The sequence below is a fragment of the Paenibacillus sp. J22FR83 genome (assembly GCF_059691955.1).
This window is the reverse complement of sequence record NZ_JCAUAM010000007.1, coordinates 230,406-257,070: the sequence shown is the minus strand read 5'-3', so window position 1 is coordinate 257,070 and position 26,665 is coordinate 230,406. Positions and strand designations below refer to the sequence as shown.

Genomic DNA, 26,665 nt, shown 5'->3' with positions numbered 1-26,665 from the left:
ACTTACCTGGAGTGCCTTGGGGGCACGCCAAGCAAATTCCCTATTGGGCTATGACATCAACTTATTTCTTGTTCGTATCGTAAGCGGTTTGGTGCTCTTTCGCTACAACGGCTGGATCTGTCTTTTTCACGAAAAGGTTCTGAACGCTAGTTAAGTGACCTTGTGCTGTACCTGGGTTCATTGTGTTATCGAACGCAAGGTCGCCGCCTTTAACTTTCTTGAACAAGCCTAGTACTTCCATCGCCATATCGGAGTATCCAGCAGCTTTGAAGTCGCCGTCTACTTTTTGTGCGATACCTACAGCGCCTTTTACTGCGAAAGCTTCTTTAGGGAAGTTCAACATGAAGAAGTTCAAGAAGTCTTTCGTCTCTTTCAAATGCTTGCTGTTCGCGGAAATAGCGAATGCGGATCCTGGAGCCAACATGAACTCATCTGGGTTACCTTTTCCTTTAACTGTTGGGAATTGGAATACGCCGACTTTACCGTTAACGGAGGACGTTTCGATACCGCCAGTTGCCCAGCTACCCATGAAGTACATAGCTGCTTTACCTGTTTTGAACAAGTTCTCACCTGCGTTGTAATCAAAGGATGTTGCGCCTTCTTGGAATGCACCAGCTTGGATCAAGTCTTGGAAAGAGCTAGCTGCATCTGTGAACGCTGGATCAGAGAACGTTTTCTTGCCGTCTACAACAGCTTGCAAGAAGCCAGGGCCGCCGTTAGTGCGAAGCAATACGTTCATGAACAAGAAGGAACCTGTCCAGGAATCTTTTTCACCGATCGCCATTGGCTGAATGCCTTTGGATTTCAAGATTTTTACGTCCTCAACCATTTCTTCGAATGTTTTTGGAACGTCAGCAATACCCGCTTGTTTGAAAAGCTCTTTGTTGTAGTAAACAACTGCGATGTTGTTACCGTCTGGCAATGCGTAGATGTTATTTTTGAATGTATACCAGTTAAGAATACCTTCTTGGAACGTTGCTTTCAGTCCGTTCTGCTCAACCATATCGTTCAATGGAGCGAATAGTCCTGCATCAACGAATGGTTGCATTTGCGCAGCTGGGTTCACGACAGTGATGTCTGGAACTTCTTTGGAAGCAGCTTGCGTTTTCAATTTAAGCTTTTGTTGATCCGTGTTCAAGGAATCAAGCTCGATTTTGATGTTCGGGTTCTTCGTTTGGTAGTCGTTTACGATTTTCTTCAACATACCGTTTTTCGGATCCGTCGGATCTGGATATATGTTTTGGAACGTGATCGTGATGTTTTCTTTTTTCGTGGCAGCCGGTGTCGCTGAAGCCGCTCCTCCTGCTGCTGGTGATGCTGTGCTCGTGCTTTTGTCTCCACCTGAACCACACGCTGTTAAACTAATAGCTAGCAAGCTCGCCGCAACGACTTGTAATGATTTATATTTTTTCACCAATGTAAATCCCCCTCGTTTGAGTGAATGTTCTTTATGCTCTTATTATGCCGTGTTTTTGGTACCCCTTACAATGCAGGAACTTTAGGTATCATGTTTGATTTCTATAGATTTATCTGCTCACATAACTTTCCCTTTGGAGCATTTTTTTATGAGCTTACGGATAGTTAACAAGAAAAAAGCGACCCCTTGGCAGCTCTCGCTGGCTTGGAAATCGCTTGGTTAATTGGGATATTTAGTAGGCCTTGGGCACTTCTACGCGGTTTGTGATACCGTCTTCGGTGAAGTAAATATGAACGTCAAAGCCTTGATCGTCCATGAAATAGGATACGTATTTCGGTTCACCATGCTTGATCGGGACAAGCAAGGTTGCGATACGATGGCTTCGGGAAGATTGTGTGGTTGCTTTCAAATGATAGTGCGGCGGCAAACCCTCGATCTCCGACTGGTCGATGTCGGTGAAGCTCTGATGCTGAGACAGCTCTAGCTCACCTGAGGAGCAATAGACGAAACGACCGTCCATGTCGGCCTTACGGCCTTGGACCTTGAAGGTTTGTCCATTCAATTTCATCTCATAAAGGGTTTGGAACAACCAATCTACGGTTCCTGCCTGTGCGAGATCGATATGATCGACGACAACAACGTAGGTGCCGAAGAAGTAAAGTTCCCGCACATACCGCTCCAGGTATGGCACGTATTCTTGGTATGCCGCGGTTGCGTTGCTGCGGGAATACCCGTAGCCTTTGCGCTGCTCAGCCACTTCGACAAAACCATTGGCCGCCATATTCAGCACTTTGTTTTTCTCAGCGTATTGACCTAGACCGTCGATCAAAATATTGTTCGTCGAGCGCGTCTGTCTGCGCCAATTCATATGCATCGTGGAACTGAACGCCACGTAGTACCCGCTTTCAATGGCTAGCGGCTCACCGTAAGCATGCAGCAAGAAGCCATTCTGATCGCCATGACTATGGCTGACGGATCCGTATTTGCTGCTCTTCGTGAGGAGCATAATGTGACGTTCCGGATCGGCCATATTGGAATGGAAGGCGACCCAGTCAATGTCACGGAACCATTTGACCGACTGAATATTCGCATCGGTAGGCGCGATAGCTTCAACCTGCGGATAGTCGTGACGATACACCATTTCGTCAAAGCGGAAATCCCACCAGCCGTAATTGTAAAATTTCATCTCAGAATCGGTATCGATCTCGCGGACACGCTCAAAATACCATTGATACAATCCGTTTCCTGTGACACCTGCAAATTGACGAATGTTGAAACCCGTCTTCAAGCTGACCGGGTCCCCCAATGTGGATTGATCACCAAAGCTTGCACGCAAGGTGTCAGGGCTGAACGCATACAGTGGGAAATCGCCTGTTTTGGCGAAAAACGGTCGCTTATAAAAGTTAATGCCTGTATATTTCTTCAACAAATTCATGGCTTCCGTAACGAACGCCATCCCCGTTGTCCAATACATCGGACCTTCGGCCCAACCTCCGTCCGGCCCACCCCATGGCGAGTACAGACATGCGTAATATTCAAGCGTATAGTCTAACCACTCCTGAACCTCAGGCTCTTCCTGCAGAAGCACGATACAGCAAGGCACAAGCACACTGGATAGGGAACGCACGGCGTGGCTGTCGAACGGTACGTGATGAATTTTGGAATGTTCGATAACATGTTGTGCGATCTGGCGTGTACGTTCGAGCAGAACGTGACGAATTTGCTTCCGCTCATCCTCGGACAGTTGATCGTAGAGCCAGTCATAGCCCCAAGCGATGGCGCCGGCCGTTCGGAAGGAAGCCTCATCATTATAATCCCGGCTCGTGGTGCCTCTGATATCCCATGTGCAGATGTGGAGCAGCCACGTTTTGGCGCGATCCAATAGCGCAGCATTATTAAGCAGCTTGCCCGCTACGGCCAAATGACGCACCGCATACAAAGCTTCTTGTGTATCCATGTACATCTGACGCCACAATTTGGCGACCCGTTTATTTCCTGGGTAATGAAGCGGCTCCGCAATTAGATCTCTTTCGATCCATGGTTGAACGGACTTCTCGAAGAACACTTCCCACTCACAATAGTTTGGGTTCATCGTCAGCTCGGCGCGAAAAGCCTCTACCTCCGAAGCTTGCAGCCACAATCTCGGATGATGAGCCGTAACCTCTGCATAGCGCGTGGCTCTGCTTGGCAGTGGCGTTTCCGGCAAATCTGCCGGCACCTCGAAGCAGCGAATGCGGCTCCATACGGTATGTTGGCCATTTTCTTCTAGCAAGGCATAACGCCAGTAGTATGTGCCTGGGTTTAGCGGAGCTTCAGGTGTGTACAAGTTATAAGGAATTGGTTGCACGGTCTGGGTCTCTGTCGGTGAGAACGCTTCCGATTCGGAGATCTGAAGCACATAACGATCGTGCTCCAGCCGTGCCGGAATCCACGTGAAGCGAGGCGGGTTTTCCAGCAGCACCGTCTTCTCGTTCGGCTCATATTGTACGGTTAACACACCGCTCTGCGGTTCGTAAAGTGGCGATAATGACATGGATAATTCCCCTCCAGGCTCGGTTCTGTAAGGCTTCTACTAGGAATGAAAGATGCAACGTCTGTTTTAAAATAAGCGTGTAACGCAAATAAAAGCCAACGCTATGCGATAACGCTATTTGCAGCTCATGAGGGTTTTACGTAAAAATAGGATGATGACATAACGTTAACGGGATCAAAATAAGCCGAAATACGGCCATTTGGGTCAAATAGCGCGATCTTATAACGCTATTCCCCTAAATTCGCTTCCAAACTAGCAAAATAAGGTGTTTTAACAACGCTATTGTTACAAACATGCCTCCGCTCATGATATGGAAGCCATCAGTCAGGTAAATGACAAATCACACCATTTGCAATCCTTTATCTGTCATTTTAACACGAATTGTAGCGTTAGGAATGGTTATGTTGATTTCATCATCCGTAATTTGTGATAGCTGAACTGCACTCCCCGCACGATACACATGGATAAAATCTGCTCTACGATCATTACGACGATGAAGCATGGCTGTAAGTGAGCGACTTGGATCCACGGCATCGCCTGGCGTCCCAACCGCTACAATCTCATCGCCTGGTTGAACCCGTGCAGCGTGGTAAATGACAGCATCTGAGTTCGTAAGGTTGTACGAAGCCTGCAGTACACCTGAAGTAGGTACAAATTCACTGATAATCGGCAGTTGTTGCTCTTTGAGCGTCGTAACGTCGTCCACTTTCTCAGCAATAAACAAGGAATAGGAAGCCTCTGTGTTACGTGGTTGTTGTGGTGCCTCTACCGCTACGACAGGATGCATCCACCATTCAATCGCTTGCGGTTGATCACCCGAAAGCTCCACTTGGAACCAATCCAACAGCCATTCTCCTGTGAGCAGAAGATGGCGATTCATCGTACAGCCTTCGTAGCCCTCTGTTGATTGCAGCCAAGCGTAAACGGATGTTGGCGTTGCTTCGTAGTGCTGCAGGCGCCCTTCATGCGGCGCCTGCGATTGACCCGCCAGCGAAACGGTGTTGTGGCTGGCTGTCTCGGCGAACCACGATCTGCGCATGGACGAGCCGTAAGGCACCATCCCCAGATCGGGGGTTAGGGTTTGATCCCGGTGCATCAACGTCAGATGCAGCTTGTCGTAGTGGCCGTGGGAACCGCCGTGCTCGCCATAATCGGCGAGGAACGACAGCGGGTTCCCCGCGATGCGGCCGATGACGAAGCCAGCGTCCGGCCAGAGCCGCGAACTGCGAGGCTCAGCGTCACCAGCGGCGCGGTCAGCGCCGTAGAGCAGCGCCTCGAGCTGCTCGTTGCCGGCAGCGCCTAGCTGCTGGTACGCTTCGCACAGCACGGGCGCGAGGCCGGCGAGGCCGTAGATCGCGAGCCCCTGCTCCGCGATCTCAGCGATCTCGCGGGCGTAAGGGCCGCGCGCAAGCGGCCCGTCGTGCAGGGCCGGCAAGGCGCCCTGGTCGTCGGCCAAGTCGGCCAACGCCTCGAGCATGCCGCGCATGGATTGCCCCTCTGCGCCCGTCGTGGCGTAGAGATCAATGCCGAAGCGCTGCGCCATCTCGGCAGCGATGAGATAGGCACGAAGCACGAAGACGTGATAGTACGTGCTTCCCTCGAATTCGAATTGATCGGCTTTCACGCCGATCGATAGATGATGAATGAAGCCGCCTTGGCCTTCAATCAGCGCTTCCAACGCGGCTTGCTCGCCTCGAGCTGCGTATACACAAGATAAGGACGCGTTCAGCCAAGCGGTATAGTTGTTCTCCGCATTATTGCGCTCATGAATCAAGATATGGCGGTACTCCTCCATGCTTCCAGCCAACATGTCTAGGAACACGTCGATGGCTACCTGTTCCTTCGCGTCAAAGGTAACACCCTCATCGCGAAGAAGCAGATAGGCGCGAATCAGCGTTGTTGACCAAATTGCCTCCGTCAGTGCTTGATGGAACGCGCGGCCCTTCAGCATCCAGCTCTGTGCTTCTGGATGCACGGGATAGAGCGGAAACTGCTCGGCGTACTCGACTAGTAATCGCTTGCTAATCTGCGCATAAGCGACGTCACCTAGAGCCGCATAAACAGCGGCTGATTGCAACGCCACGCGCGCCAAGGATTGGTGCTTAAACACGAGCCACGCACCGCGGTAAGCATCACCTGTGATGACGCAGCCATGTGGACATAGAAATTCTGAAGCATCTACACGATTCTCATCGAACATCAGTTCGGTATGATGGTGTGGACAAACATACTGGTGCCACCAACCACCAGGTTCTTCGGGAACGACCAGGCTGCCTGCTTGCTGCAGCCTGTCGATTTCTTCTTGAAGTTTGCGGGCGGTGTGACCGGCCCACGTCAATGTCTCTACTTTAGCGGCCAATGGGATCGCGGTACTCATCGCATCATCATCCCGCCGTTGATTTCAATCGTTTCACCTGTTACATAAGCTGCTAAATTGGAAGCTAGGTATAGAACTGCCCCAGCGACATCATCCGGTGTTCCTTCACGTTGCAGCGGAATGCCGTTGATGGTTGCTTGGCGCGCAGCATCCGTCGTGAACGTCGCGTGGAACATCGTATTGCCGATGAAACCTGGTGAAACGTTATTCACGGTGATGCCACTAGCGGCAACTTCTTTCGCCAAGCCTTTGGAGAAAGTAAGCACGGCTGCTTTACTCGCTGCATACACACTTCCTCCGGGTCCGCCACCATTATGTGCGGCAACAGAAGTCATATTGATGATGCGGCCGCAGCCTTTTTCTTTCATCCCTGCCAGCACACGTTTGGACACGAAAACTGTGCTTTTCAAGTTGACATCCATGATGCGGTCATACATCTCTTCGGACATCTCGGCATTAGGCACGCGCTGTATCAAGTGGCCTGCATTGTTGACAAGAATATCAATCGTTCCACCCAATACTTGCTCCACTTCGCTAACAAGTCTGTCGATTTGCTCCACATTCGTGACATCCGCTTGTACAAGTACCGCTTCCCCGCCTAATGCTTGGATTTCAGCAACGACTTCCTGGCCTTGCGCTACATTGCTCAAGCAGTTCACGCCTACTTTCGCACCATTGCTAGCCAAAGCTAGCGCAATTGCGCGTCCAATCCCCGCATTCGATCCTGTTACAAGTGCAATTTTCCCCGTTAAGTTAATGTTCATTATGGTATCCTCCCATGGATATACATCTATTTTGTATTTGAATCGCTGCTTGTGCAGCGTAACTACCTGTCTGTGGCTCAAGAATTCGAAGGCTGCGGCCATTACCCGCGCAGCCGAGGGCGTGTCGTCTCCGGCATCGTCATCGTCATGCAGGTGCCGCGCCCCCACTCGCTGTCAACGGACAGCCCGTAGGCTTCGCCGAACACCATTTGAATCCGGCGATGGACGTTCATCAGACCGATGCCGCCTCCACGCTTGGTGCCCGTACTCGCTTCTTCCGGCTCTGCCAAGCGATTCTCCTCCAGCTTTCTGCGCAACTCGGCTAGTCGTTCCGGCATCATGCCTGTGCCATTGTCCTCAATGAAAACTTGGAACAAGCCACCTTCTTTGCGGGCGTCAATGCGAATGCTATGCCTTTCTTCCACACCTTCTGGAAAAGCATGTTGAAAAATATTTTCAATCAACGGCTGCAACGTCAAGCGGACCATCTTCTCCAGCAACAAGCTTGGCGGGATCGCTACATCAATCTCGAATTCCCGCTCCGTCCGATGCTGCAGAATAATCATATAGTTCCGCACATGATTCAGCTCATTCGCAACTGTGATTTCCTCTAAATTGGTCTGGACGGAGTAGCGAAGCATGAAAGCCATCGCCTCAACCATCTCTGTGATTTCCCCTGAATCCTGCACAATCGCATAACAATTGATCGTTTCCAGTGTGTTGTATAAGAAATGCGGGTTAATTTGCAGCTGCAGAGATTGAAATTCAGCCTTCTGACGTTCGAGCTTCGATTCGCCAAGCTCCAACGCGTTCTTCTGTTGCTCTAGCTCGGCCTCATACACCCGCTCGATCATATCGGACAAGCGCGTCACCATCAGGTTATAGCTGTGAATGAGTCCACCCATCTCATCGTTTCGGCCTGCGTCTTCGATATACTGCCAGTTCCCTTTTTCCGTCTCCCTCATGCTGTCTTTGAGCTCCCGGATCGGCCTGACGATAGAGCGGCCAAAGCGGAAAGCCAGCCACAACGCTGCTGCCAAGGTGATCAGACCGACAATAATTGTCGTGGTCCGGATGGTGTTAACTGGGCGACGAAGCTCTTTCACAGGCATAGAAGCAACAAGATTCCAATCGTAGTAGCCTGATTTGCGTGATACGAACATACGCTCTTCCCCGTTGTATTTGGATAAAAACGTTTGATCGCCGCTCGTAAGCACTTGAGAAGCAAGTTCGTCATTCGGTTTTCGTTCACTCATCGAACGTGGGTAAATGTAGTTACCTGCATTGTCTACGATGAAAAAAAAGCCGTCTTTCCCCAAGTTCACGCGATCCCATGTTTTCGCTAACTCGTCTAACTTGATTTCAAAAGCGAGAACGCCGCGATTCTCTTCCTTATAGGATGGGCCCCTAACCGTGCGAGCCATGGTGACAACAGAACCTTGATCCGCTTGGCGTATGCTCATATTGAGCAGCACGATTTTGCCATTAACAGGCGTCTTTTTCATTAAAAACTCAAACTTTTCTTGCACTAGCACAGGATCGAAATTGAAGAACAGGTTCTGATTCTCATAAACAACAGAACGACCGTGCTGACCTGCCGCATAAATCATATTAAGCTGCTTATACAGCGTAACGATGGATTCCATCGAAGCGAAAGCAAATTTCTTGATTTTATCCGAATATTCATAGTACTCATACGCATCATCCGGCTTAATTTCCATGAACGCTCGCACGTCCGAATTCGACGAAAAGGCATTGCTGAGCAGCTCATACGCCTGCAAGTAGCTGTCCGTCTGATAGTTGGCACTATCGACCATCTGCATCATATATTGCTTCACTTGATCATCCAGCGCTCGCGAGGATTGCCAGTAGGACACTGCCCCAACAGACACCAACGAGAGCACGATCACGATGAGAAAATACGCATAGATTTGACGGGATAGCGACTTCCTCTTCATTATCGGATCCCCATTCGCTGACGGTATTCCGAGGGGAGACAACCCTCATACTTTTTGAACGTTTTGGTAAAATGCGGATGATCCGCATACCCAACCTCACCGGATATATCGGTAATTCGCCAATGCGGCTGCTGAAGCAGCTTCTTCGCCTTCTCCATCCGCCTGCGTGTCCGATACTGAACGAAAGTTTCTTGTGTATTCTGCTTAAACAATTGGCTAAAGTACGAGGGATTGAGTCCAATGAATTCAGCTACCTCTTCTAAGGAAACCTCCTCCGCCAGATGCTTCTCCATGTACTGTTTCGCTTCCTCAACAGGGTCCTTCTGTTTGCCTTTGCGCTTGTTCTTGAGCTCTTGCAGCAGCCCTTTCACAGAGGACGTAAACCACAGCCACACTTCTTCCTCACTTAACGAAGGGGAAATCTGAGGCTCCTCCTGAATCATATACACATCGCGGACAGTCAGCCGCCCATGAACAAGCGTGTACATCTCCTGCACGATATCGCTCATACGATTGAGCTTTAATTTATAGGACACTAGCTCCGTTTGAATCTCTTCGAGATCTTGGTCAAGCTCCTCTTCCCGCAGCATCCACACCGCCTGCTCCAATCGAGTTGCCCAGCTCTCCAGCTTCGTCACAGCGACGAAAGACTCTGAACTCACCTTGCTTTTATTCAGAATGAGCTTCTCCAAGACGAGCTGAAACCCCTTGATGCTGACTGGCTTCAACAAATATTCCTTGACCCCGTATGACACGCACTTCTGGGCATACTCGAAATCTCCATAGCCAGAGATCACAACTACTTGAATATCGGCATCCATTTCGGCAATTTGCGCACACAGCTCCAAACCATCCATCTTCGGCATGCGAATATCTGTAAAAAGAAAGTGGGGTCGTTCCTCTTGAATCCGCTGCATTGCGACAACGCCATTCTCAGCCGTTCGCAAGCTTTCAATGGGCAGCCCCGATTGTTCCACAAGCTTCTGTAATCCTCTGCGTATCATCGGTTCGTCATCGACAATGAGTATGCGGTACATGAGAAACTCTCCTTTCATAATGGGATGAAATGCACGCTCCCCACGCACCGTTGGGTACGTGAGGAGGCGGCATGCTCAATACTTGAGCTTATTTACGCGGCATCGACACAGTCGTACCGGAATCTTTACTATTAAATTTCTCTGTTGCTTCCTTGATTACTTCATTGCCGCCTTTGGATTTCCACTCTTCCAATACTTTCGGCCAGTCGGAAATCGGTTCTTTACCATAAACCATTTTCACCATGTGGGAAAGAATAACCGGAGGCGCTTGATCAGAAAGCGGTGAAATATCAGGATTTTTCATCAAAGATTCTAGACGAGGCTCGAAGTTCAACCCATCGCGTCCTTCATTCTTCAACGTTGTGTCATACACGTTCATTAACTTCTTACCTTCATCTGTCAAGCTTAATGTGCCCTTATTATACGTGGTATCTTGAACAAGCCACAAGAAAGATTGACGGTAACGCTCTTCATCTACAGCAGCAGGATCGGTTGGCGCTTTGTAGTTGATTTTGCCATCTACTTCTGTGTACGTGTCGTCTTTGATTCCGAATGTGAAGAATTTCTCCGCTTCGTCGGACATCATCCAGTCGTAGAACTTAATAATTTGCTCCGCATTTTTCACGTTCTTGTTGATGAAGTACGCACGCGGTGCTGGACCATACAAGTAGTGTCCACCTTTGCCATCAGGCCCTGTTGGGGAAGCAATAATTTCAATATCGCCCGTTGGAACTGTTGCTTTGAGTTGCGTTTCCCATTGCAGCATTTCGTTCGCATTCATGGACCACATGCCAGCTTTACCTGAAAGAATCGTATTCTTGAACACGGTCGCATTGATTGTTGCGAATTCTTTGTTGATCAAGCCTTCGTCAAACATCGTTTTGTACGTAGTCAGTGCTTTCATCATGTTCTCCGAATCGAAGAATTTCGGCAGAACTTGATCGCCAGACTTCTCGAACATCGACAGGTACGGATACACATCGTAAGCACCGAAGAAAGAATCGGCATACTTGAAGTTCTCACGGCCCATGTAGGGGTTCTCAACGCCCATTTCTTTGAACTTGCGCAGTACAGCCATGTACTCATCAACCGTTTTCGGTACGCCTAGGCCTGCTTTATCCAGTAAATCCTTACGAACAAAGATCGCGCGGCGGGATGGATTGGACAAGTACTCTGGAATCGCATAGATCTTGCCATTGTACGTCACATTATCCCAAGCATCTTTCGGAACTTTCTTCAGCAAATTAGGACCAAACTTCTTCAGCAGTTCATCCAGCGGTTGGAATACGCCCGCCTTCACAGATCCTGCCATCTCTTTCCCGTTCACCCCGCCGCTGCCTTGTACAACGTCTGGAATGTCGTTCGTTGCAAACATTTGGATCATTTTTTGTTCATATTCTTTGTGAGGAACAAGTACGATATTCATATCGGTGTTTGTTAATTCTTCGAGCTTCTTCACCCATTTATCTTGATTAATGTCAGGCGATTTCTCAACGTGTCCGAAAGCTAGTGTACGCAAGGAAATCGAGAACTTCGTTTTCTCTGCCGGCTTGGTGCTAGCAGTTGTAGTCGCACCAGCACTAGATGCCGGTTTATCCTCAGTCTTGGAAGAAGAACAAGCTGCCAGCACACTGCCCATTAATACGACAGCCATTGTCGTGGGAATCCATTTTTTCATTTCTACCCCTCTTTTCATATCGACTAGGTAACTAACACTTTCATATCTCCATTGTAAAAGCGTTTACATTTAGCGAATATGGACTGTCTTTAGTTCGAATTGTCTTTTTTTTAGGACTTAACCGATCCAACCATCATACCCTTAACGAAATGCCGTTGTAAAAACGGGTAAATAATGATAATCGGAAGCGTTGCGATAATAATCGTCGCCATTTTGATCCCTTCCGGATCCATGTGAGCAAGTCCGCTGAATTGGGAGGCATTCGGATCAATCGTAATATCGTCGGACACGATTAACTGACGCAGCTTCACTTGCAACGGCCATAACGTCGGCTTGTTGAGATAGTAAATCGCACTTTGATACGTATTCCAGTGGCTTACCGCGTAGAAAATACCGAGTGACGCCATGACCGGCTTCGATAGCGGCAGCACGATTCGCCAAATCATCCCCATTTCGGATGTGCCGTCAATACGACCCGAATCAATGATTTCACTTGGAATCTGAAGGAAGAACGACCGCATAATGAAAAAGTTAAAAGCACTGATCGCACCAGGAATCAATAAAGCCCAAAGCGAGTTCGTCAAATGTAAGTTTTTCATCAAAATAAAGTTAGGAATGAGCGGCGCGGTAAACACCATTGTGATCAAAACCATGATGACAATAGCTTTGCGACCCATATACTCTGGACGTGAAACTGGATAAGCCAGGGAAGCTGTAGCAATCAAATTAATAAGTGTTCCTACGATCGTAATATACACGGTTACCCCGAAGGAACGCCAGATCGCATGATCACTGAATACATATTGGTAGTTAATTGTCGTAAAATGAACCGGCAGGAAGAGAACCTCTCCCTTTACGATCGCTTCTGATGAAGAGAAGGATTGAGCCAGTACGTTTAAGAACGGCAGAAGCATCACGAGAGAAATTGCCGTTAGAAATATGACATTAAAGCCGTTAAACACTTGCCAACCGGCTGTCGGCTTGCGATTCATAAAGCGTTCACCTCCGTCTTAGTACAAGCTTTCACCCGTTGTTTTTTTACTTAATACGTTACCCGTGACAATGAAGATGACACCAACCAAAGCTTTGAATAGCCCGATCGCCGTCGTGTAGCTATATTGCTGACCGAGCAACCCTGCGGTATAGATGTACGTATCTAAGATTTCACCATTCTCTTTATTAAGCGGATTCAAGAATACATACACACGCTCGAAGCCGAAGTCTAAGAATTTCCCAATGTGCAAAAGGAACAAAATCATAATCGTCGGCAACAGTGACGGAAGTGTAATGGAAATCGTCTGCCTCCAGCGGTTCGCCCCGTCAACCTCCGAAGCTTCATATAAATCGGGATTAATTCCCGCTAATGCAGCCAAATAAATGATCGTGCCGTAACCCGAATCTCGCCAAATCCCTGAACCAATCAATACCGTACGAATCCAGGATTCTTCGCCTAAGAAATAAATCGGTTCGAAGCCCAGCCACGTAACAAAGTGGTTCACAGCCCCTGTAGAAGGAGAAAGAATACCGATCGCGATCCCGCTCACGATAACCCAGGACAGGAAGTGAGGCATGTACACGATTGTCTGAAGCACACGCTTATACAACACTACGCGAAGCTCGTTCAGGAGCAGGGCGAGAATAATCGGCGCCGGAAAACCAAGAAGCAAATCATATACGCCAATGAGTACGGTATTTTTTAAGATATTGAGAAAGTCATAGTGTGCGAACATTCGGGTAAAATGCTCAAAACCAACCCATTTACTGCCTGTGATGCCGTCGAAAATGTTGTAATCCTGAAAGGCAATAACTGAACCTAACAAAGGAACATACTTGAAAATAATGAAATAAATAATGCCCGGCAGTGATATCAAATATAACGCCTTATACTTCCAAAACGCTCGCAGCAAGGCCTTGCCTTTGCTTATCTGCTTACGTCCACTCATCTGTTTTACCGCTTGTGCGTTGACCGCCATCCTCTGGCCCCCCTCACTAATCTTCGTCGATGTGATGGGTCTATCGTACCCTGATATAGCGCTTTCAACTATGGAATGGCTTTTCACTCACTTGTGTTTTTTTTAGTTTTTGGAGAATAAAGCAAAGAGGACGATCATGCTTAATAACCGCATCCTTTCGTCCCCTTCACTTACATCTCGTTAAGAATGATCAGCCTTCACCCAAGGCGAATAGAGCGTTCTTGACGTTCTGCGTAACTTAGAGATGACCTCTACGTCCAGTTCGGCCTCCGGCAGTATCTCCTTCTCCCAATGATCTTTAATTTGCTTCCACTGTTTGGGATTTCGATCTTCCAGGCTGTTGCCGAAAGCAAATATATCAGACTTATAGTCTACAGCAACTTTGTGAAAAGCCAGTTTAATTTCATTTTGAACGGTTTTGGCAAATTGATCCTCTACATAGGCGATCGATTCGAGATTTGTTTTGAACGTGGTGCTCGCTTTATCACCAATATTGAACTCCACCGTAATTAGAAGATGGATCTTTGCTTTACCATCCTCATATTTCACTCTTTTTTTACTAACCTTTTCACCGGATAATTCCAATGATAGGTGACAATCCGTTTCATCCGGGCAGGGCACGACAACAATTGCCGTTTTTAATGTCCCCATTGCCCATAAAAAGCCCCTTGTCTCCGTACCATTCAATGTCCCTACCATTTTCCCGTCAGAGAAAACACCTGTTCCCGCTGCATAAAATAAGGTAGATTGATGTGTGTCCGACGCTCCATAGGGTTTCATTCCAACAACCGTCTTGACATACTCGCTTTGATCCATTAAACGAAGAACCGAACTGAAGGGCTGAGCACCTGTTGGTTGTGCAAGCTTTCGAGCAAATTCAGATAGATGCACCTTGGCAGCTTTCCCCTCCAAATCGGAGTTCGTGATGATTTCTTTCAGATAATTCGATGATAACGCTGTAATGTCTGGACTGGATTCCAGCATGTCCAGCGCACGTCCTTTCACCGTGGCGATATAAGCTGTACCCCGAAGTTCGGGATCCGATGAGAAGAAATCAAAGTAATATCGCGCATCTGTTTTCGCGGCGGATTCCCCAATTAATAGCATTTGCAAATGAGACCAGTACAGCTTTTTGCCTGTTATTTTTATGTAAGCTCGTACAGCCTCGAACGTCGTATTCCCTACGACACTCAAAGTCTTCTTCTGCTCCCCTTGCAAACCGCTCATTGGCTTCAAAGCCTCTAACACAGGTGTAAGCACGGTAAGAACGATCTGACCTTTATCGTTAAGATCAATACCTGCGGCTAGGACGTATTCGACTTTATCCGGTTCTTGGCGATTCCAACAGCCAGTGCTTATGCTCAATAGGAAGCCCAGCAAAAGTACCGTTCTAAGTATTCTGTTCATTCACGGTTCTCCTCGCTTTCAACTTACCCGCTATCCAAACAATGACGAGAAGGATGAGGGCATACCAACAAAAAGTGACTCCTTTCGCGACTTCAAAATTAACAATGGATACGTAAATATTGCCGGGTAATAACGAGATATACAACATAATCACAGAAAGAGGCAGCATCAGTTCCTTATAATCTTGCGTTCCGAACCAATCCCGTGTCCCAATACAACAGGCATAAAATGTTAATGCCCCTTTGGACACATTAATGAACACCCAAAGCGCTAAGAAGATACTCTCTAAATGCTCAATAAAATCAAAAATCGCAATATCTTTGATTAACTCCACTACAGGGAAAATAAGCCTTTGTGTATACGCACTGCCGTAGGTTCCTATCGTAACTAAAAAGATAATCTCGAATAGAAACATCACAATAATCAGGATCCAGATCAATTTCTTGAACATGTTGCTCTTGTTCTTGATTTGCGGATAAATAAACAGCAGCACACTAATTTCAGAAAAAACACTGCAAATGGCCAGAGCCCCCCTAAACACATCCATATAGGAAGCATTCAAAAGCGGCAGTATGCGTTCCGTATCCACCTTTTGAAAGGATAGTCCAAACATAATAATAAGGAAGATAACAACACCAGGCATAACAACTTCTCCCCAACGTGCAATAGATGCCATCCCTCCTTTCGCCAAATAGTAGCGAAGGACAATAAGCATGATAGAAATCAGTTCGAGCGGCGTTTCTGGAAGAATGAGCGTAACGAATAATTCTGCAACAAGTCTAATTGAGGTCCCGGAAAGAAATAGCAGCGGCAGCAAAATAAGAAGCGCAAATACCCGGCCAAAGAAGGGTCCGAATAAGCTAAGGCAATAAGCGATAATGCTCATCCCTTGCATAGAAGAACCAATTTGTGTGATTAACCAGAGAAGGGGAATAACCATCAGGCTGCCGAGTAGAATCGATACCCATCCACTGTGCCCTGAAGCCTGCGTTAGCGTGCGCGGAATTGTAAAAAAAATCGTACCAAACACAGTAAAGCATAGAAGAATCATAATTTGCTTCGTTGTTAAATGGGCAGATGACAAGGATATCCCTCCTCTCACTTAAGGTTTCTGCTTCTTAAGACCAAGAAACGATTGACGATATTTGAGCGATGGTCCCGGTTTCTTGAAGACAATGGAGTCATCGACTGATTTTAACGATTGCGGGGTTAAAGCAGCTAGATAGCTGACGCCAAAAGATCGCAGATGAATCATATGGATGAGTATGGCACTAGTGCCGAACACGATACCAAAAATACCGAAAACAGCGGCTAGTACCATAATCGGAAATCGCAGCAATCGGATGGCTAAGGATGCATTGTAATTCGGTATGGCAAAGGCGCCAATTGCCGTAAAGGAGACAATAATCGTCAGTACAGGGCCGACGATATTCGCCTGAACCGCAGCCTGTCCAATCACGAGCGCGCCGACGATACCAATCGTTTGGCCCATCGTGCCAGGAAGGCGCAGACTCGCCTCTCGCAGAAGCTCCAAGCTGATTTCCATAATCAGCGCTTCCACAAAGGCAGGGAATGGAATGCCGCTGCGATTGCTCGCAATGGCAAGCATCAATTCCGTCGGAATCATTTCTTGATGATACGACGTAATCGCGATATAGATGGATGGCAGCATAAGTGCCATCATCATCGCTAAGAATCGCACCCAACGCAGCATCGTAGCTGCGATATAGCTCGTGTAGTAATCCTCTGTAGATAATAGAAATTCAGTGAAGGTGATCGGCATGGATAAGGCAAATGGCGTGCCGTCTACAAGAACGACAATCTTACCTTCTAAGATGGCCGCCGCTGCTTTATCCACCCGCTCTGTCGAGCTAATTTGAGGAAATGGCGAAAGTGGCGAATCCTCCAAATAATCCTCCAGTTGACCGCTATCTAGAATTCCCTCGGTCTCGATGGCAGCCAGTCTCCTCTTCACCTCATCAACAATGCTTGGATTGGCTACGTCCTGCAGATACGCGATAACCCCATCCGTCAACGTACGTGTGCCAATCTGAATCGGGAAGAGAACTAATTTAGGATCTTTAATTTTTCTTCGTATTAGGGCAGTATTTGTGCGCAGCACTTCATTAAAAGCATCCTGTGGCCCCCGAATAATCGGTTCGCTGGTCGGATTGCTTACAATTCGATGCTCCCACCCTTCCGATGTGACGAGCAGGACTTCCGCAACCCCATCAAGTAAAACAAGCGTATTCGAATAAAGCAGTCCCTTAATACTCTCGGCAAGCGAGTTTACGCGCTTTATACCGCTAGCTGTTATCACAAATTTCTCGATATACGTTAAAGTAACCTCATTATGATGACCTATTTGCATCAGAGGGAGAATGACACATTGGTGTACAATATCCTTTTCAGCGAGTCCATCAATATAGAGAACGGCTGCGCGGATTTCTGAGCCATCTCCCTTCTGAAGGAGAAGTTCGCGAACAATTAGATCGGAGGGATTCTGAGTCGATGACTGGATCAACTGTAAGTCCTTCTCTAATTGACCGCTTAATTGTTGCTCCGCTAGATATGGCGCAACAGCTTCAGACAGCGGTCCGTATAATGAACCTGATGCTGATTTTTTGAGGAGTTTTCCCAAAAATGACAAACTATCCGCCTACCTTTTCCATAATTCTATTCATTGCATTTTGTAGAGCAGTCGTTAGAACATAAGAGGTTCCGGTTGCATGTAGGACAGCAAAAATGAGAGCGATCAGCAACAGGGTAACATAAGCAGGAACAATTCTATGATCTTGCTGGCGCGCACGTTTTTTGGGATAGCCGATTACAAACAGAATAAGAGCAACAATCAGAGAAATCATAGCCATCCCCCATTTGTTTTACGAGTAGGTTCTGCTTTTACTTCTAGTTTTATCCAACCAGCACTTTATGTTTAACTTAAAACACGAAAAAAAGCGCCCTCCCACAATAGGTGGAAAGGCACTTATGGATGTAGACTAGGATTATTACGCCGTGCGACTCTCCGTCGACACCTTGTGCGCGCTCACGCCACGCTTCGCACGTAATGCTTCTGGCATAGCCAGCAAGGCAGGCAGCAGCATCGGCAGCAAAACGAAGCAGAGCACGATGAGGCCGACGATGACAGCCACCGCTAGCTCGATCAACAGCACGAGGCCGGATGGCACGAGCGTGGCGAAGGTTCCGCCAAGGATGACCATCGCCGAGATGACCACGCCGCCGATGTGCTTGGCGGCTTGCACGATCGCTTTCGAAGGCGATAGGTCGCCAAGCTCTTTGTAGCGCATCATCAGGAAGATGCTGTAGTCGACGCCGACAGCAATAATAATGATGAAGGAGAAGAATGGTACGAAGGAGGAAACCCCATCGGCACCGATGATTTTATCCGTTACGACATTCGTCGCCGTCATCGCCACATAGTAAGAAATCACTAGGCTTAAGATGATGTAAACCGCTGGCCAGAAGGAACGGATGACGAACAACAAGACGATGAACACACCGATGACTACGATAATCGCGGTGGAATTGAACGACTTCAGCTGTGCCTTGTTCGTATCGTACGTCGTCGAACTCGGTCCTGCCGCGCCGACCTTCGCTTGCTCTAGAACTGTGCCCTTCACGCTGGCAGCCAGCTCCGCGTTAATCGCTTCAATCGTATCCATCGCCGCCGATGAATACGGATCATCTTTCAAGATGACGATCATCTTCGTCATCGTCCGATCCTTGGACATGAAACTGTCCAAGGACTTCGCGAAATCTGCGCTCGATAGCGCTTCTTTCGGGATGAAGAACGTTTTCGAGCCGTTCAGCTGCGTCAGGAACTGGCTCGTTTTGCCCAACCCCTCGGACACGTCACCGAGTCCGTTGCCGCTCTGACCAAGGCCGTCCTTCAGCTGGCCCATGCCGCTGCCAAGACCCGACAAGCCGTCGCTCAGCTTCTGCTGACCGTCTTTGACGCTGCCTAGCGCAGCGTTCAGCTTCACCATGTTCGCAGCGATCTCGCGGCTGCCCGCGCTGCCTTGCTTCAGCCCTTGCGCGAGCTCAGCTGCTCCGCTCTCCAGCTGCGCAAGTCCCGCTGCTAGCTGCGCCTGAGCGCCGTTCACTTGCGCGAGGCCTTGCGTCGCATCGGTGAAAGCACTGTTCAGCTTGGCTGCGTTCTTGCCAAGCTCCCCAAGTCCTCCGCTCAACTGCGTCAGGCCGGAAGCAAGACCTTCACCCGTTTGCTTTAACTTGATGTAGTCGCTATCTGCCGCCAGTTGGCTGTACTTACTGCCAAGCCCGCCAATGAGGCCATTCATCCCAACAAGTCCTTGCTGTATACCTGTAAGTTGCCCCTCAATCTGGCTGTATCCATCTGCCATGGCGCTATAGCCTTGCCCAAGCTGCGTCAAACCATCATTGATTTTACCCGTGTTACTTGCGACTTGAGTCATGCCATCTTTCAGTGCAGCAATCCCCGCACCTAACTCTCCTGCACCGCCAGCACCTTGTGAGATACCGCTAGCCACCTGATCCAGCGCTGTCGTCAGCTTGCTATAGCCATCTTGCACCTGACTTGTGCCGTCTACCAGTTGACCAACGCTTGACGTATCTGGTACTTCCAGTTTGCTTTGCATCAAAGTAAGTCCGTCACGAATTTGATTAACACCTTGTTGCGAGGCCGTAATGCCATCGGCAACCGTCTTCGTTTGAGACGAAATATAGAGGTCATCGATCTGTTTCGCTTGCGGCTGAGTCACACTGGATACCATATCGATACCTGGAATGGTTTTCAGCTTCTCCGTCACCTTATCGATGGCCGCTAAACCTTCATTCGTATTAAGCGGTTTGTCATTTTCAATAACAACCATCGTTGGCAGTGCCTGACCACGGCTGAAATGATCCGCCACAAGGCTAAATCCTTTGGTAGATGGGTGATCATTCCCAAGCTCTTTTAACTGGTCAAACGATAGCTTCTGATGATTCGCAAGCGCTAGTGGAATCGTGATAATAAGAATGATGACCGTCGTAATAATTGGTCTTTTCACCGCAATTTTCGTCAAGCCCGCCCAGAACTTACTCTCTTTATGCCCCGTTGTTCCTTTCGAAGGCCAGAAGAGCTTATTCCCGAGCATTTTCATGAAAAATGGCGTCACCGTTACGATTTGGAGCAAGAGAATCGCCGTACCGATCGCAACCACGTTACCTGATTGATAAATACCGAAATCGGATAAGGTCAGTGCAGCAAACGCAATAAACACGGTCAAAATGCTGTAAAAAATCGTTTTACCCGCTGTGCGGTAGGTCACAATAATCGCTTCATCCACGGATAAACCATGGGATAATTCCTCTTTGAATCGATTAAATAAGAGAATGTTATAATCGGTCCCAATTCCGAAAAGAATTAAGATCAACAGCATTTGCGTGACACTCGTCACTGGGAAATTGAACTTATCGATGAGCTGCGCGGCAATCCCCATGGACACGAGGTACGAAATACCTACCGCAAGCAAGGAAACCACCGGAATAATAACGGAACGGAACATGATGACTAAGACTGCTAGGATGAAAATAACCGTTAACGCGGCACTTTTTTCAACACCTGACTCGGAAGTCTTAATGTAATCATCCTGAATGAAGTCCTCTCCTGAGAGGTAATACTCGACCTTCACGTCTTTCAGCACATCTTCAAACTCTACCTTGATGTCCTCGACGTGACGCCCTCTTTTGTCCAACGAAAAGCTCGCCATTAACGTCGTGCCATCTTCAGAAATTAGCGAAGACTTCGCCTCTGGCATGGTAAATGGATCAATCAACTGATTGAAGCCAAGCTGGTCTTGATGACTTTTCATATTGGTAATGCCTGCCTCGATCGCCTTCATATCCGCATCTGACAGCTTATTCGGGTTATGGAAAACCACGATATCGCTCGTGCCCTCGACCCCATTAATTTTGTTCAGGATCGTTGATGCCACCTTGGAAGGTGCGTCACTGCGCAGCGGATCTTGCCCTCTTAGTCCCAGGATCGCATTCACATTAGGTTGGAAAACCGTCAGCAACACGGTCGCCACCAACCACACGGCTAGAATCGCCCAACGCCATTTAATAATGGATTTCATCTCTCTTTTCTCCTCCACTCTGTTAGTAAACAAGCGTTCATTATTGAGTCAAAAAATTTTATGCTTGTGCTAACTTTATTTTTTCTGAAATACCCGCGCAAAACAGGTACAACAGTTCATCAACGAGCATTTTGATCGTATCGCCATCTTCATGGTCACGCAAAATCAAGCAAATGCTCTCAATCATCATCGTCGCAATCATCTGTGCGGATAGCCGATCTTTGTTAGATAGTGTGCCTGCTTGTGCCAATTCCGCTGTAAATACTTCCGAGATAATCTGATGAACCAGCGTAATCAGGTCTTGTTTCGCCGAAGCAAATTGAGAGCCTTCGCTCAAATTCAGCAGAATGGTAAGCTCCGTACTGGACTCCTTGAAGAGCAGCATCAGCGAGGCATCGATTCGGCGCAGAATTAGCAAATGATCGGATAGGGCCGTACACAGGGTATTATCTACCTCTTGCTTGCACACCCGCAGTACTTCAGCTAATTGCTCCTGAATAGGTTGAATGAGCTCATCGAACAGATCATCCTTGCTCTTGAAATAGCGATAGATGTTGCCAGGTGTGATGCCTGCGGCATCTGCAATTTGTCGAATAGAGGCTTTCAAGTAGCCATGCTTCTTGAACTCGGCCAAGGCTGCTTGGCGGATGCTGTTTTTCACTTCATCTTTTAAAATTTGCATTAATAAACACCTGTTCACTTTTTGACGTCATAGATGGATTATACAGTGCCCACTTGGGCATTTCAACGCTATTTGGATAAAAAAAAGGGCCCCACCCGCTAAATGATCACAGGTCGGACACATTTCATTCAACATCCACAGCATTCATTATATGCTACTTCACTTGCCAGATGCCTGCCAGCCGCTCCCCCAACTAAGCAGGGTAATGCCGCGCTCCTATGACGATTGAATTTAAATAGAGGGGTGGCATAACGTTATTACCTACTTTGGCAGGTTCCACGTAGAAATAGCGTGGTGAAATCACGTTATTTCTGTCAAAACGAGCGAAATACGGCTATTAGATCAAATAACGCTAAGTGATAACGTTATTCTGCTGTTTTCTCTTCTAGACTAGCAAATAGAGTGTTTTCATAGCGCTAATGTGCGCACCCACTGCTTACCGTCTCGTTGCGCACCAACAAAAATAGAGACGAATCGCCTCTCGTTCTGCACGAGAACGAAGGTGATTCATCTCTACTTTATACGGGGCGATCTATCTCAAACAACTCGCCAAGCTTCGCATAAGAATTGCCTGCTAATCGGCTTACTGGCCTTAGCTCCTGCGGATCGATCCGTCCGTTGTCAACTAAGTTTTCATCGATGTGAAAATAAACGACACGCCCGATTAACAAATCTGCCGCAGGTGTATCTGGCGTTCCGCCAAGCGGAATCACCTGCTCCAGCACGCATTCCATGCGGATGCTGGCTTCGGCGATGCCCGGAACGCCGATTTGGGAGCTCGCGACGGGCGTTAGCCCCGCGAGCGTCACTTCGCTCTCCTCCGGCGGCAGCGCAGCGGCGCTCTGGTTGATTTGGTCGATATAGGATTCGTCTGCAATATGCACGACGAATTCTCCTATATCGACTGCGTTGCGGGAGGTGTCCTTCCGGACACCCTGCTTCCGCTGCACGGAAACGGCAACCATCGGCGGATCTGCCGTCACGATGGTGAAATAGCTGAAAGGCGCAGCGTTCAGCACGCCTTCCGCAGATAAGGTCGAGACGAAAGCAATCGGCCTCGGAATAATGCTGCCAATCAGCAGCTTATAGTTCTCTCGCTCGCTTTGTGCGGATGGATCAATGCCTAGCATGGCGGTCATGACGATTCCCCCTCTTCACCTATTAGAGTGAGATTCCTTGGAACCACTCTGCTGCTGCAAAAACCTCAGAGCGCGTCAATTGATGGCCTGCATTTTCCCAGTGCACATGAACATCCGATCCCGCATTGCTTAGCAGGCGTTCTAACTCCTCCGACTCTTCAGGGGAGCAGATCGGGTCGTTCTTGCCAGCCCCGATGAATACAGGGGTGTCTGTCAGATCAGGAAGCGTGACGCCACGCCGCGGCACCATCGGATGATGCAGAATGGCTGCGCGAAGCGCATTCGGGTAATGGAACAGCAGGCTGCCCGCGATGTTCGCGCCATTGGAGTAGCCGATCGCCACGACGTTGCTGCGATCGAAGCCATGCTCGACGGCAGCGGCGTCGAGGAAGTCATACACTTCCTTCGTACGGAAGATAAGATCTTCCTCGTCGAAGACGCCCTCAGCCAGTCGCCGGAAGAACCGCGACATGCCGTTCTCTAGGACGTTCCCCCGTACGCTAAGTACGGAGGAAGTTGGTGAAATCGCCTGCGCCAACGGGAGCAGGTCTTGCTCTGTCCCGCCCGTTCCGTGAAACAGAACGAGCACGGGTGCAGTCACATCAGATCCTTGCTGAAAGATATGTCTCATTGCTCATCACCTTCCAATACCCGCACTTCGATTGGCGGCAAATTTTTCACGATTTGATCGCGGCTTGCTTCGTACCATTCTGGCAGCATTAATTTTTCACCAAGCGCCTCTGGTGCTTCATCTCTTGCGAATCCTGGAGGATCCGTAGCAATTTCAAACAGGATGCCGCCTTCTTCACGGAAGTAAATCGCGTTGAAATATTGACGATCCACGATTGGTGTAGGGTGGTAACCGTTGCTCGCTACGTGGCTTCTCCATAGCGCGTGCTCAGCATCGTCTTTGGCCCGCCATGCGATATGGTGGACTGTTCCCGCACCGCCCGCGCCGTAGTCCATTGGCGTTACGTTGATATCGATGATGTTACCCAAGTCACCGAAAGAAGTGAATCGTGCATAGGCGCCTTCTTGCCCTACTTTTGTCAGACCCATGACATTCACGAGCAGTGCCGAAGTTTTGTCAGGTGCCGTGCTGTAGAGAACAGCTCCGCCGAAGCCTTTGATCGCTTTATCCACAGGCACACCGCCAAATGCCCACTGACTTGGTGCACCTTGCTCGCGCTCAACAATCTCTAGTCGTAGACCGTCTGGGTCTTTGAATTGTACATACGTTTCGCCAAATCGGGAATTTTTCTCATAAGCAACATCGAATTGGCTTAGGCGTGCTTCCCAGAAAGATAGACTGCCTGTTGGCACGGCATACGTTGTGATGCCGACTTGACCGCCGCCGACCCGACCTTTGCGGGATCCTGCGTAAGGGAAGAAGGTAATGATTGTACCTGGGCTGCCTGCTTCATTACCGAAATAAAGATGGTACACTTCTGGTGCATCGAAATTGATTGTTTTTTTGATCAAGCGTAGTCCTAGAATACCTGCATAGAAATCGACAGTTGCCTGTGCGTGTTGTACGAAAGCGGTGATGTGGTGGATACCTGCAGTTTGTTGTTGTGTTGTTGTCATAATAGCCAACTCCTTCATATTTAAGAATCTTTATTTTAAGATAGTTTGCGTGCGATATTGCTATTTCAAACATGGAAGTCCGTTCGTACTGAGCTGCCTACCGCTCATTACTACTTGAAACCTTCCTGCGCATGCCTGCCAAGCTTCTTCAACAGTTGACTTGCCAACTGCTTCTCTTCGTCTGTTAATCCTGCCACTGCGCTCTCGATCACTTCCGTGTGTTTAGGAAAAACATCCTCAATAAATTGTTTCCCTTTTTCCGTAATTTCAGCAAAAATCAATCTGCGATCTTCCGTCGAAGTATTGCGTATAACGAATTCCTTCTTGACTAACTTATCGACAACATAGGTAATGTTCCCACTGCTCATCAATACTTTACTGCCAATTTGTTGAATCGCCTGCGCTCCCTTGTGGTAAAGCAGTTCGAGTACACCAAACTCTGTGCGGTTCAGTCCATGTTTGCGAATATCTCGATCCCCGTGGGCGTTCACCCACTCACTTGCTCTAGAAAGGGCAATGTAGAGATCTAAAGAATGATTTCTTGCTTCGCTCATGTCGCTTCACCTCGTTTCTTTTTGTTTGCTTCGTTTATCTTAATTTAAAGATACTTTATTTAAAGATAAAAGTCAACAGGTATTTTTGAAAAAAACTTATCCTTATATAGGCTAATTTAGTGTGCCCTTGTCAGCCTTCCTATATATTTGGAAAAATCATGAACAGACTGTCACATCTTTTCCCGCACGTATCGTGGTATGATTAAACCTTTAAGATAGAAAGGTGGGTTCTACGGAATTATGAATACTTCACAAGCTTTACAAGGGACAGCCACCGTGAAAGAGCGGTTCCCTATCTCCCTTTTCTCTCTAACGGTCGGCGCCTTCGCCATCGGTATGACGGAGTTCGTTATTATGGGAATTCTGCCCAATGTGGCAGATGACTTGAATGTTAGCATTTCGCAAGCGGGACAATTGATCACGGGCTATGCACTTGGCGTGGCATTCGGTGCTCCGATCCTCGCTATGTTGACCCATAAGCTTCCCCAGAAGCGCCTTCTACTCATACTGTTGCTCATCTTCATCCTAGGCAATGGCTTAGCTGCGCTAGCTCCGTCTTATGGCATCGTACTCGTAGCTAGATTGATCACTGCTTTGGCTCACGGAACCTTCTTCGGAGTCGGCTCTGTGATCGCGGCGAATCTGGTTCGGCCTGAGAAGAGAGCCAGTGCTATTTCGGTCATGATGGCGGGACTAACTATCGCGAATATTCTTGGCGTACCGCTTGGCACCTACATCGGTCAACATCTCGGCTGGCGGGCATCCTTCGGTTCCGTCGTGATTATGGGGATTATCTCTTTCATTGGTATCCTCATCTTTATTCCAAAGATTACTCAGAAAACGGATAGCAGCCTTATGCGGCAGGTTCGCGCTCTATTACAGCCGCGATTACTGCTTGTCTTTCTAATCGGTGCGTTAGGATGCAGCAGTTTGTTCGCCGTATTCACCTACATCGCGCCTATCCTCATCAACATCACAGGGTTTAAAGAGAGCAGCGTAACGTGGATTCTCATCTTGTTCGGCTTTGGTGTTACCTTAGGCAACATTGTTGGTGGCAAAATGGCAGACTGGAAGCTCATGCCGTCCTTGATCGGCAACTTCGCAGCGTTAGCGCTAATTCTAGCCGTATTCGCATATACGGACCAATTCCCGGTAGCTGCGATTATCACCATATTCATATGGGGCATCGCCGCGTTCGGGATTTTGCCAGGGCTGCAGATCCGTATCATGAATCTGGCCAAAGACGCACCAGAGCTGGCAGCCACCTCAACGCATTCTGCGTTGAATCTCGGTAATGCGGGCGGTGCTTTCCTCGGCGGTTGGGCGATTACGCACATCGGTTTGTCTTCGTTGCCTTGGATCGGTGCTGGATTGACCGGGGCGGGTTTTGTGTTGATGCTGTGGGCTTACCTGCGGGACCACAAGGTGTAGTAATGAATC

The 26,665-nt window shown here is 48.3% G+C and carries 20 protein-coding genes; 1 reads left to right on the top strand and 19 read right to left on the bottom strand.

Annotation, left to right across the window (positions count from 1 at the left end; genetic code table 11):
• Window positions 1–61: 61 nt before the first annotated feature.
• From AC58PV_RS14890 to AC58PV_RS14800, 19 genes are all read right to left on the bottom strand, one after another.
• Window positions 62–1,414, bottom strand: a complete 1,353-nt coding sequence (locus AC58PV_RS14890) for an extracellular solute-binding protein (RefSeq protein WP_497433001.1) — start codon at window positions 1,412–1,414, stop codon at window positions 62–64.
• A 235-nt stretch (window positions 1,415–1,649) separates the two neighbouring features.
• Window positions 1,650–3,950 carry a DUF4962 domain-containing protein gene (locus tag AC58PV_RS14885; protein ID WP_497433000.1) on the bottom strand — a complete coding sequence of 767 codons (2,301 nt, stop codon included), beginning with the start codon at window positions 3,948–3,950 and terminating at the stop codon, window positions 1,650–1,652.
• A 340-nt stretch (window positions 3,951–4,290) separates the two neighbouring features.
• A complete protein-coding gene (locus AC58PV_RS14880) occupies window positions 4,291–6,327 on the bottom strand; it encodes a heparinase II/III domain-containing protein (protein ID WP_497432999.1) in 2,037 nt (678 codons plus the stop codon).
• Window positions 6,324–7,091, bottom strand: a complete 768-nt coding sequence (locus AC58PV_RS14875; RefSeq protein WP_497432998.1) for an SDR family NAD(P)-dependent oxidoreductase — start codon at window positions 7,089–7,091, stop codon at window positions 6,324–6,326. Before AC58PV_RS14875 ends, AC58PV_RS14880 begins: the two co-directional genes overlap by 4 nt.
• A 101-nt stretch (window positions 7,092–7,192) precedes the next feature.
• A complete protein-coding gene (locus AC58PV_RS14870) occupies window positions 7,193–9,049 on the bottom strand; it encodes a cache domain-containing sensor histidine kinase (protein WP_497432997.1) in 1,857 nt (618 codons plus the stop codon).
• Entirely contained in the window at window positions 9,049–10,086 is a 1,038-nt protein-coding gene (locus AC58PV_RS14865) for a response regulator transcription factor (protein ID WP_497432996.1), read from the bottom strand. The genes AC58PV_RS14870 and AC58PV_RS14865 overlap by 1 nt, the downstream gene beginning before the upstream one ends.
• Before the next feature lie 88 nt (window positions 10,087–10,174).
• On the bottom strand, window positions 10,175–11,764 hold the full coding sequence (locus AC58PV_RS14860; protein WP_497432995.1) for an extracellular solute-binding protein: 1,590 nt from the start codon (window positions 11,762–11,764) through the stop codon (window positions 10,175–10,177).
• 110 nt (window positions 11,765–11,874) lie between these two features.
• Window positions 11,875–12,756 (bottom strand): carbohydrate ABC transporter permease, encoded by an 882-nt coding sequence (locus AC58PV_RS14855; RefSeq protein WP_068661685.1) that lies wholly within the window; start codon window positions 12,754–12,756, stop codon window positions 11,875–11,877.
• An 18-nt stretch (window positions 12,757–12,774) separates the two neighbouring features.
• Window positions 12,775–13,707, bottom strand: coding sequence for an ABC transporter permease (locus AC58PV_RS14850; protein ID WP_497433112.1), 933 nt, complete (start codon window positions 13,705–13,707; stop codon window positions 12,775–12,777).
• A gap of 210 nt (window positions 13,708–13,917) precedes the next feature.
• Window positions 13,918–15,144, bottom strand: coding sequence for a Ger(x)C family spore germination protein (locus AC58PV_RS14845; RefSeq protein WP_497432994.1), 1,227 nt, complete (start codon window positions 15,142–15,144; stop codon window positions 13,918–13,920).
• On the bottom strand, window positions 15,128–16,228 hold the full coding sequence (locus tag AC58PV_RS14840) for a GerAB/ArcD/ProY family transporter (protein ID WP_497432993.1): 1,101 nt from the start codon (window positions 16,226–16,228) through the stop codon (window positions 15,128–15,130). The genes AC58PV_RS14845 and AC58PV_RS14840 overlap by 17 nt, the downstream gene beginning before the upstream one ends.
• An 18-nt stretch (window positions 16,229–16,246) precedes the next feature.
• Window positions 16,247–17,794, bottom strand: coding sequence for a spore germination protein (locus AC58PV_RS14835; RefSeq protein WP_497432992.1), 1,548 nt, complete (start codon window positions 17,792–17,794; stop codon window positions 16,247–16,249).
• Between the two features lies 1 nt (window position 17,795).
• Entirely contained in the window at window positions 17,796–18,008 is a 213-nt protein-coding gene (locus AC58PV_RS14830; RefSeq protein ID WP_068661682.1) for a hypothetical protein, read from the bottom strand.
• A 144-nt stretch (window positions 18,009–18,152) separates the two neighbouring features.
• Window positions 18,153–21,263 carry an MMPL family transporter gene (locus AC58PV_RS14825; protein WP_497432991.1) on the bottom strand — a complete coding sequence of 1,037 codons (3,111 nt, stop codon included), beginning with the start codon at window positions 21,261–21,263 and terminating at the stop codon, window positions 18,153–18,155.
• A gap of 58 nt (window positions 21,264–21,321) precedes the next feature.
• Complete coding sequence (locus tag AC58PV_RS14820) at window positions 21,322–21,945, bottom strand: TetR/AcrR family transcriptional regulator (RefSeq protein WP_497432990.1); 624 nt, start codon at window positions 21,943–21,945, stop codon at window positions 21,322–21,324.
• 518 nt (window positions 21,946–22,463) lie between these two features.
• On the bottom strand, window positions 22,464–23,075 hold the full coding sequence (locus AC58PV_RS14815) for a flavin reductase family protein (RefSeq protein ID WP_497433111.1): 612 nt from the start codon (window positions 23,073–23,075) through the stop codon (window positions 22,464–22,466).
• A gap of 31 nt (window positions 23,076–23,106) precedes the next feature.
• Window positions 23,107–23,715 (bottom strand): alpha/beta hydrolase, encoded by a 609-nt coding sequence (locus tag AC58PV_RS14810; protein ID WP_497432989.1) that lies wholly within the window; start codon window positions 23,713–23,715, stop codon window positions 23,107–23,109.
• Window positions 23,712–24,671, bottom strand: a complete 960-nt coding sequence (locus tag AC58PV_RS14805; protein ID WP_497432988.1) for a ring-cleaving dioxygenase — start codon at window positions 24,669–24,671, stop codon at window positions 23,712–23,714. Before AC58PV_RS14805 ends, AC58PV_RS14810 begins: the two co-directional genes overlap by 4 nt.
• A 110-nt stretch (window positions 24,672–24,781) precedes the next feature.
• Window positions 24,782–25,225 carry a MarR family winged helix-turn-helix transcriptional regulator gene (locus tag AC58PV_RS14800; protein ID WP_497432987.1) on the bottom strand — a complete coding sequence of 148 codons (444 nt, stop codon included), beginning with the start codon at window positions 25,223–25,225 and terminating at the stop codon, window positions 24,782–24,784.
• Between the two features lie 240 nt (window positions 25,226–25,465).
• On the opposite strand from AC58PV_RS14800, the gene AC58PV_RS14795 reads away from it, so the two are divergent.
• On the top strand, window positions 25,466–26,656 hold the full coding sequence (locus AC58PV_RS14795) for an MFS transporter (RefSeq protein WP_497432986.1): 1,191 nt from the start codon (window positions 25,466–25,468) through the stop codon (window positions 26,654–26,656).
• Window positions 26,657–26,665 lie beyond the last annotated feature (9 nt).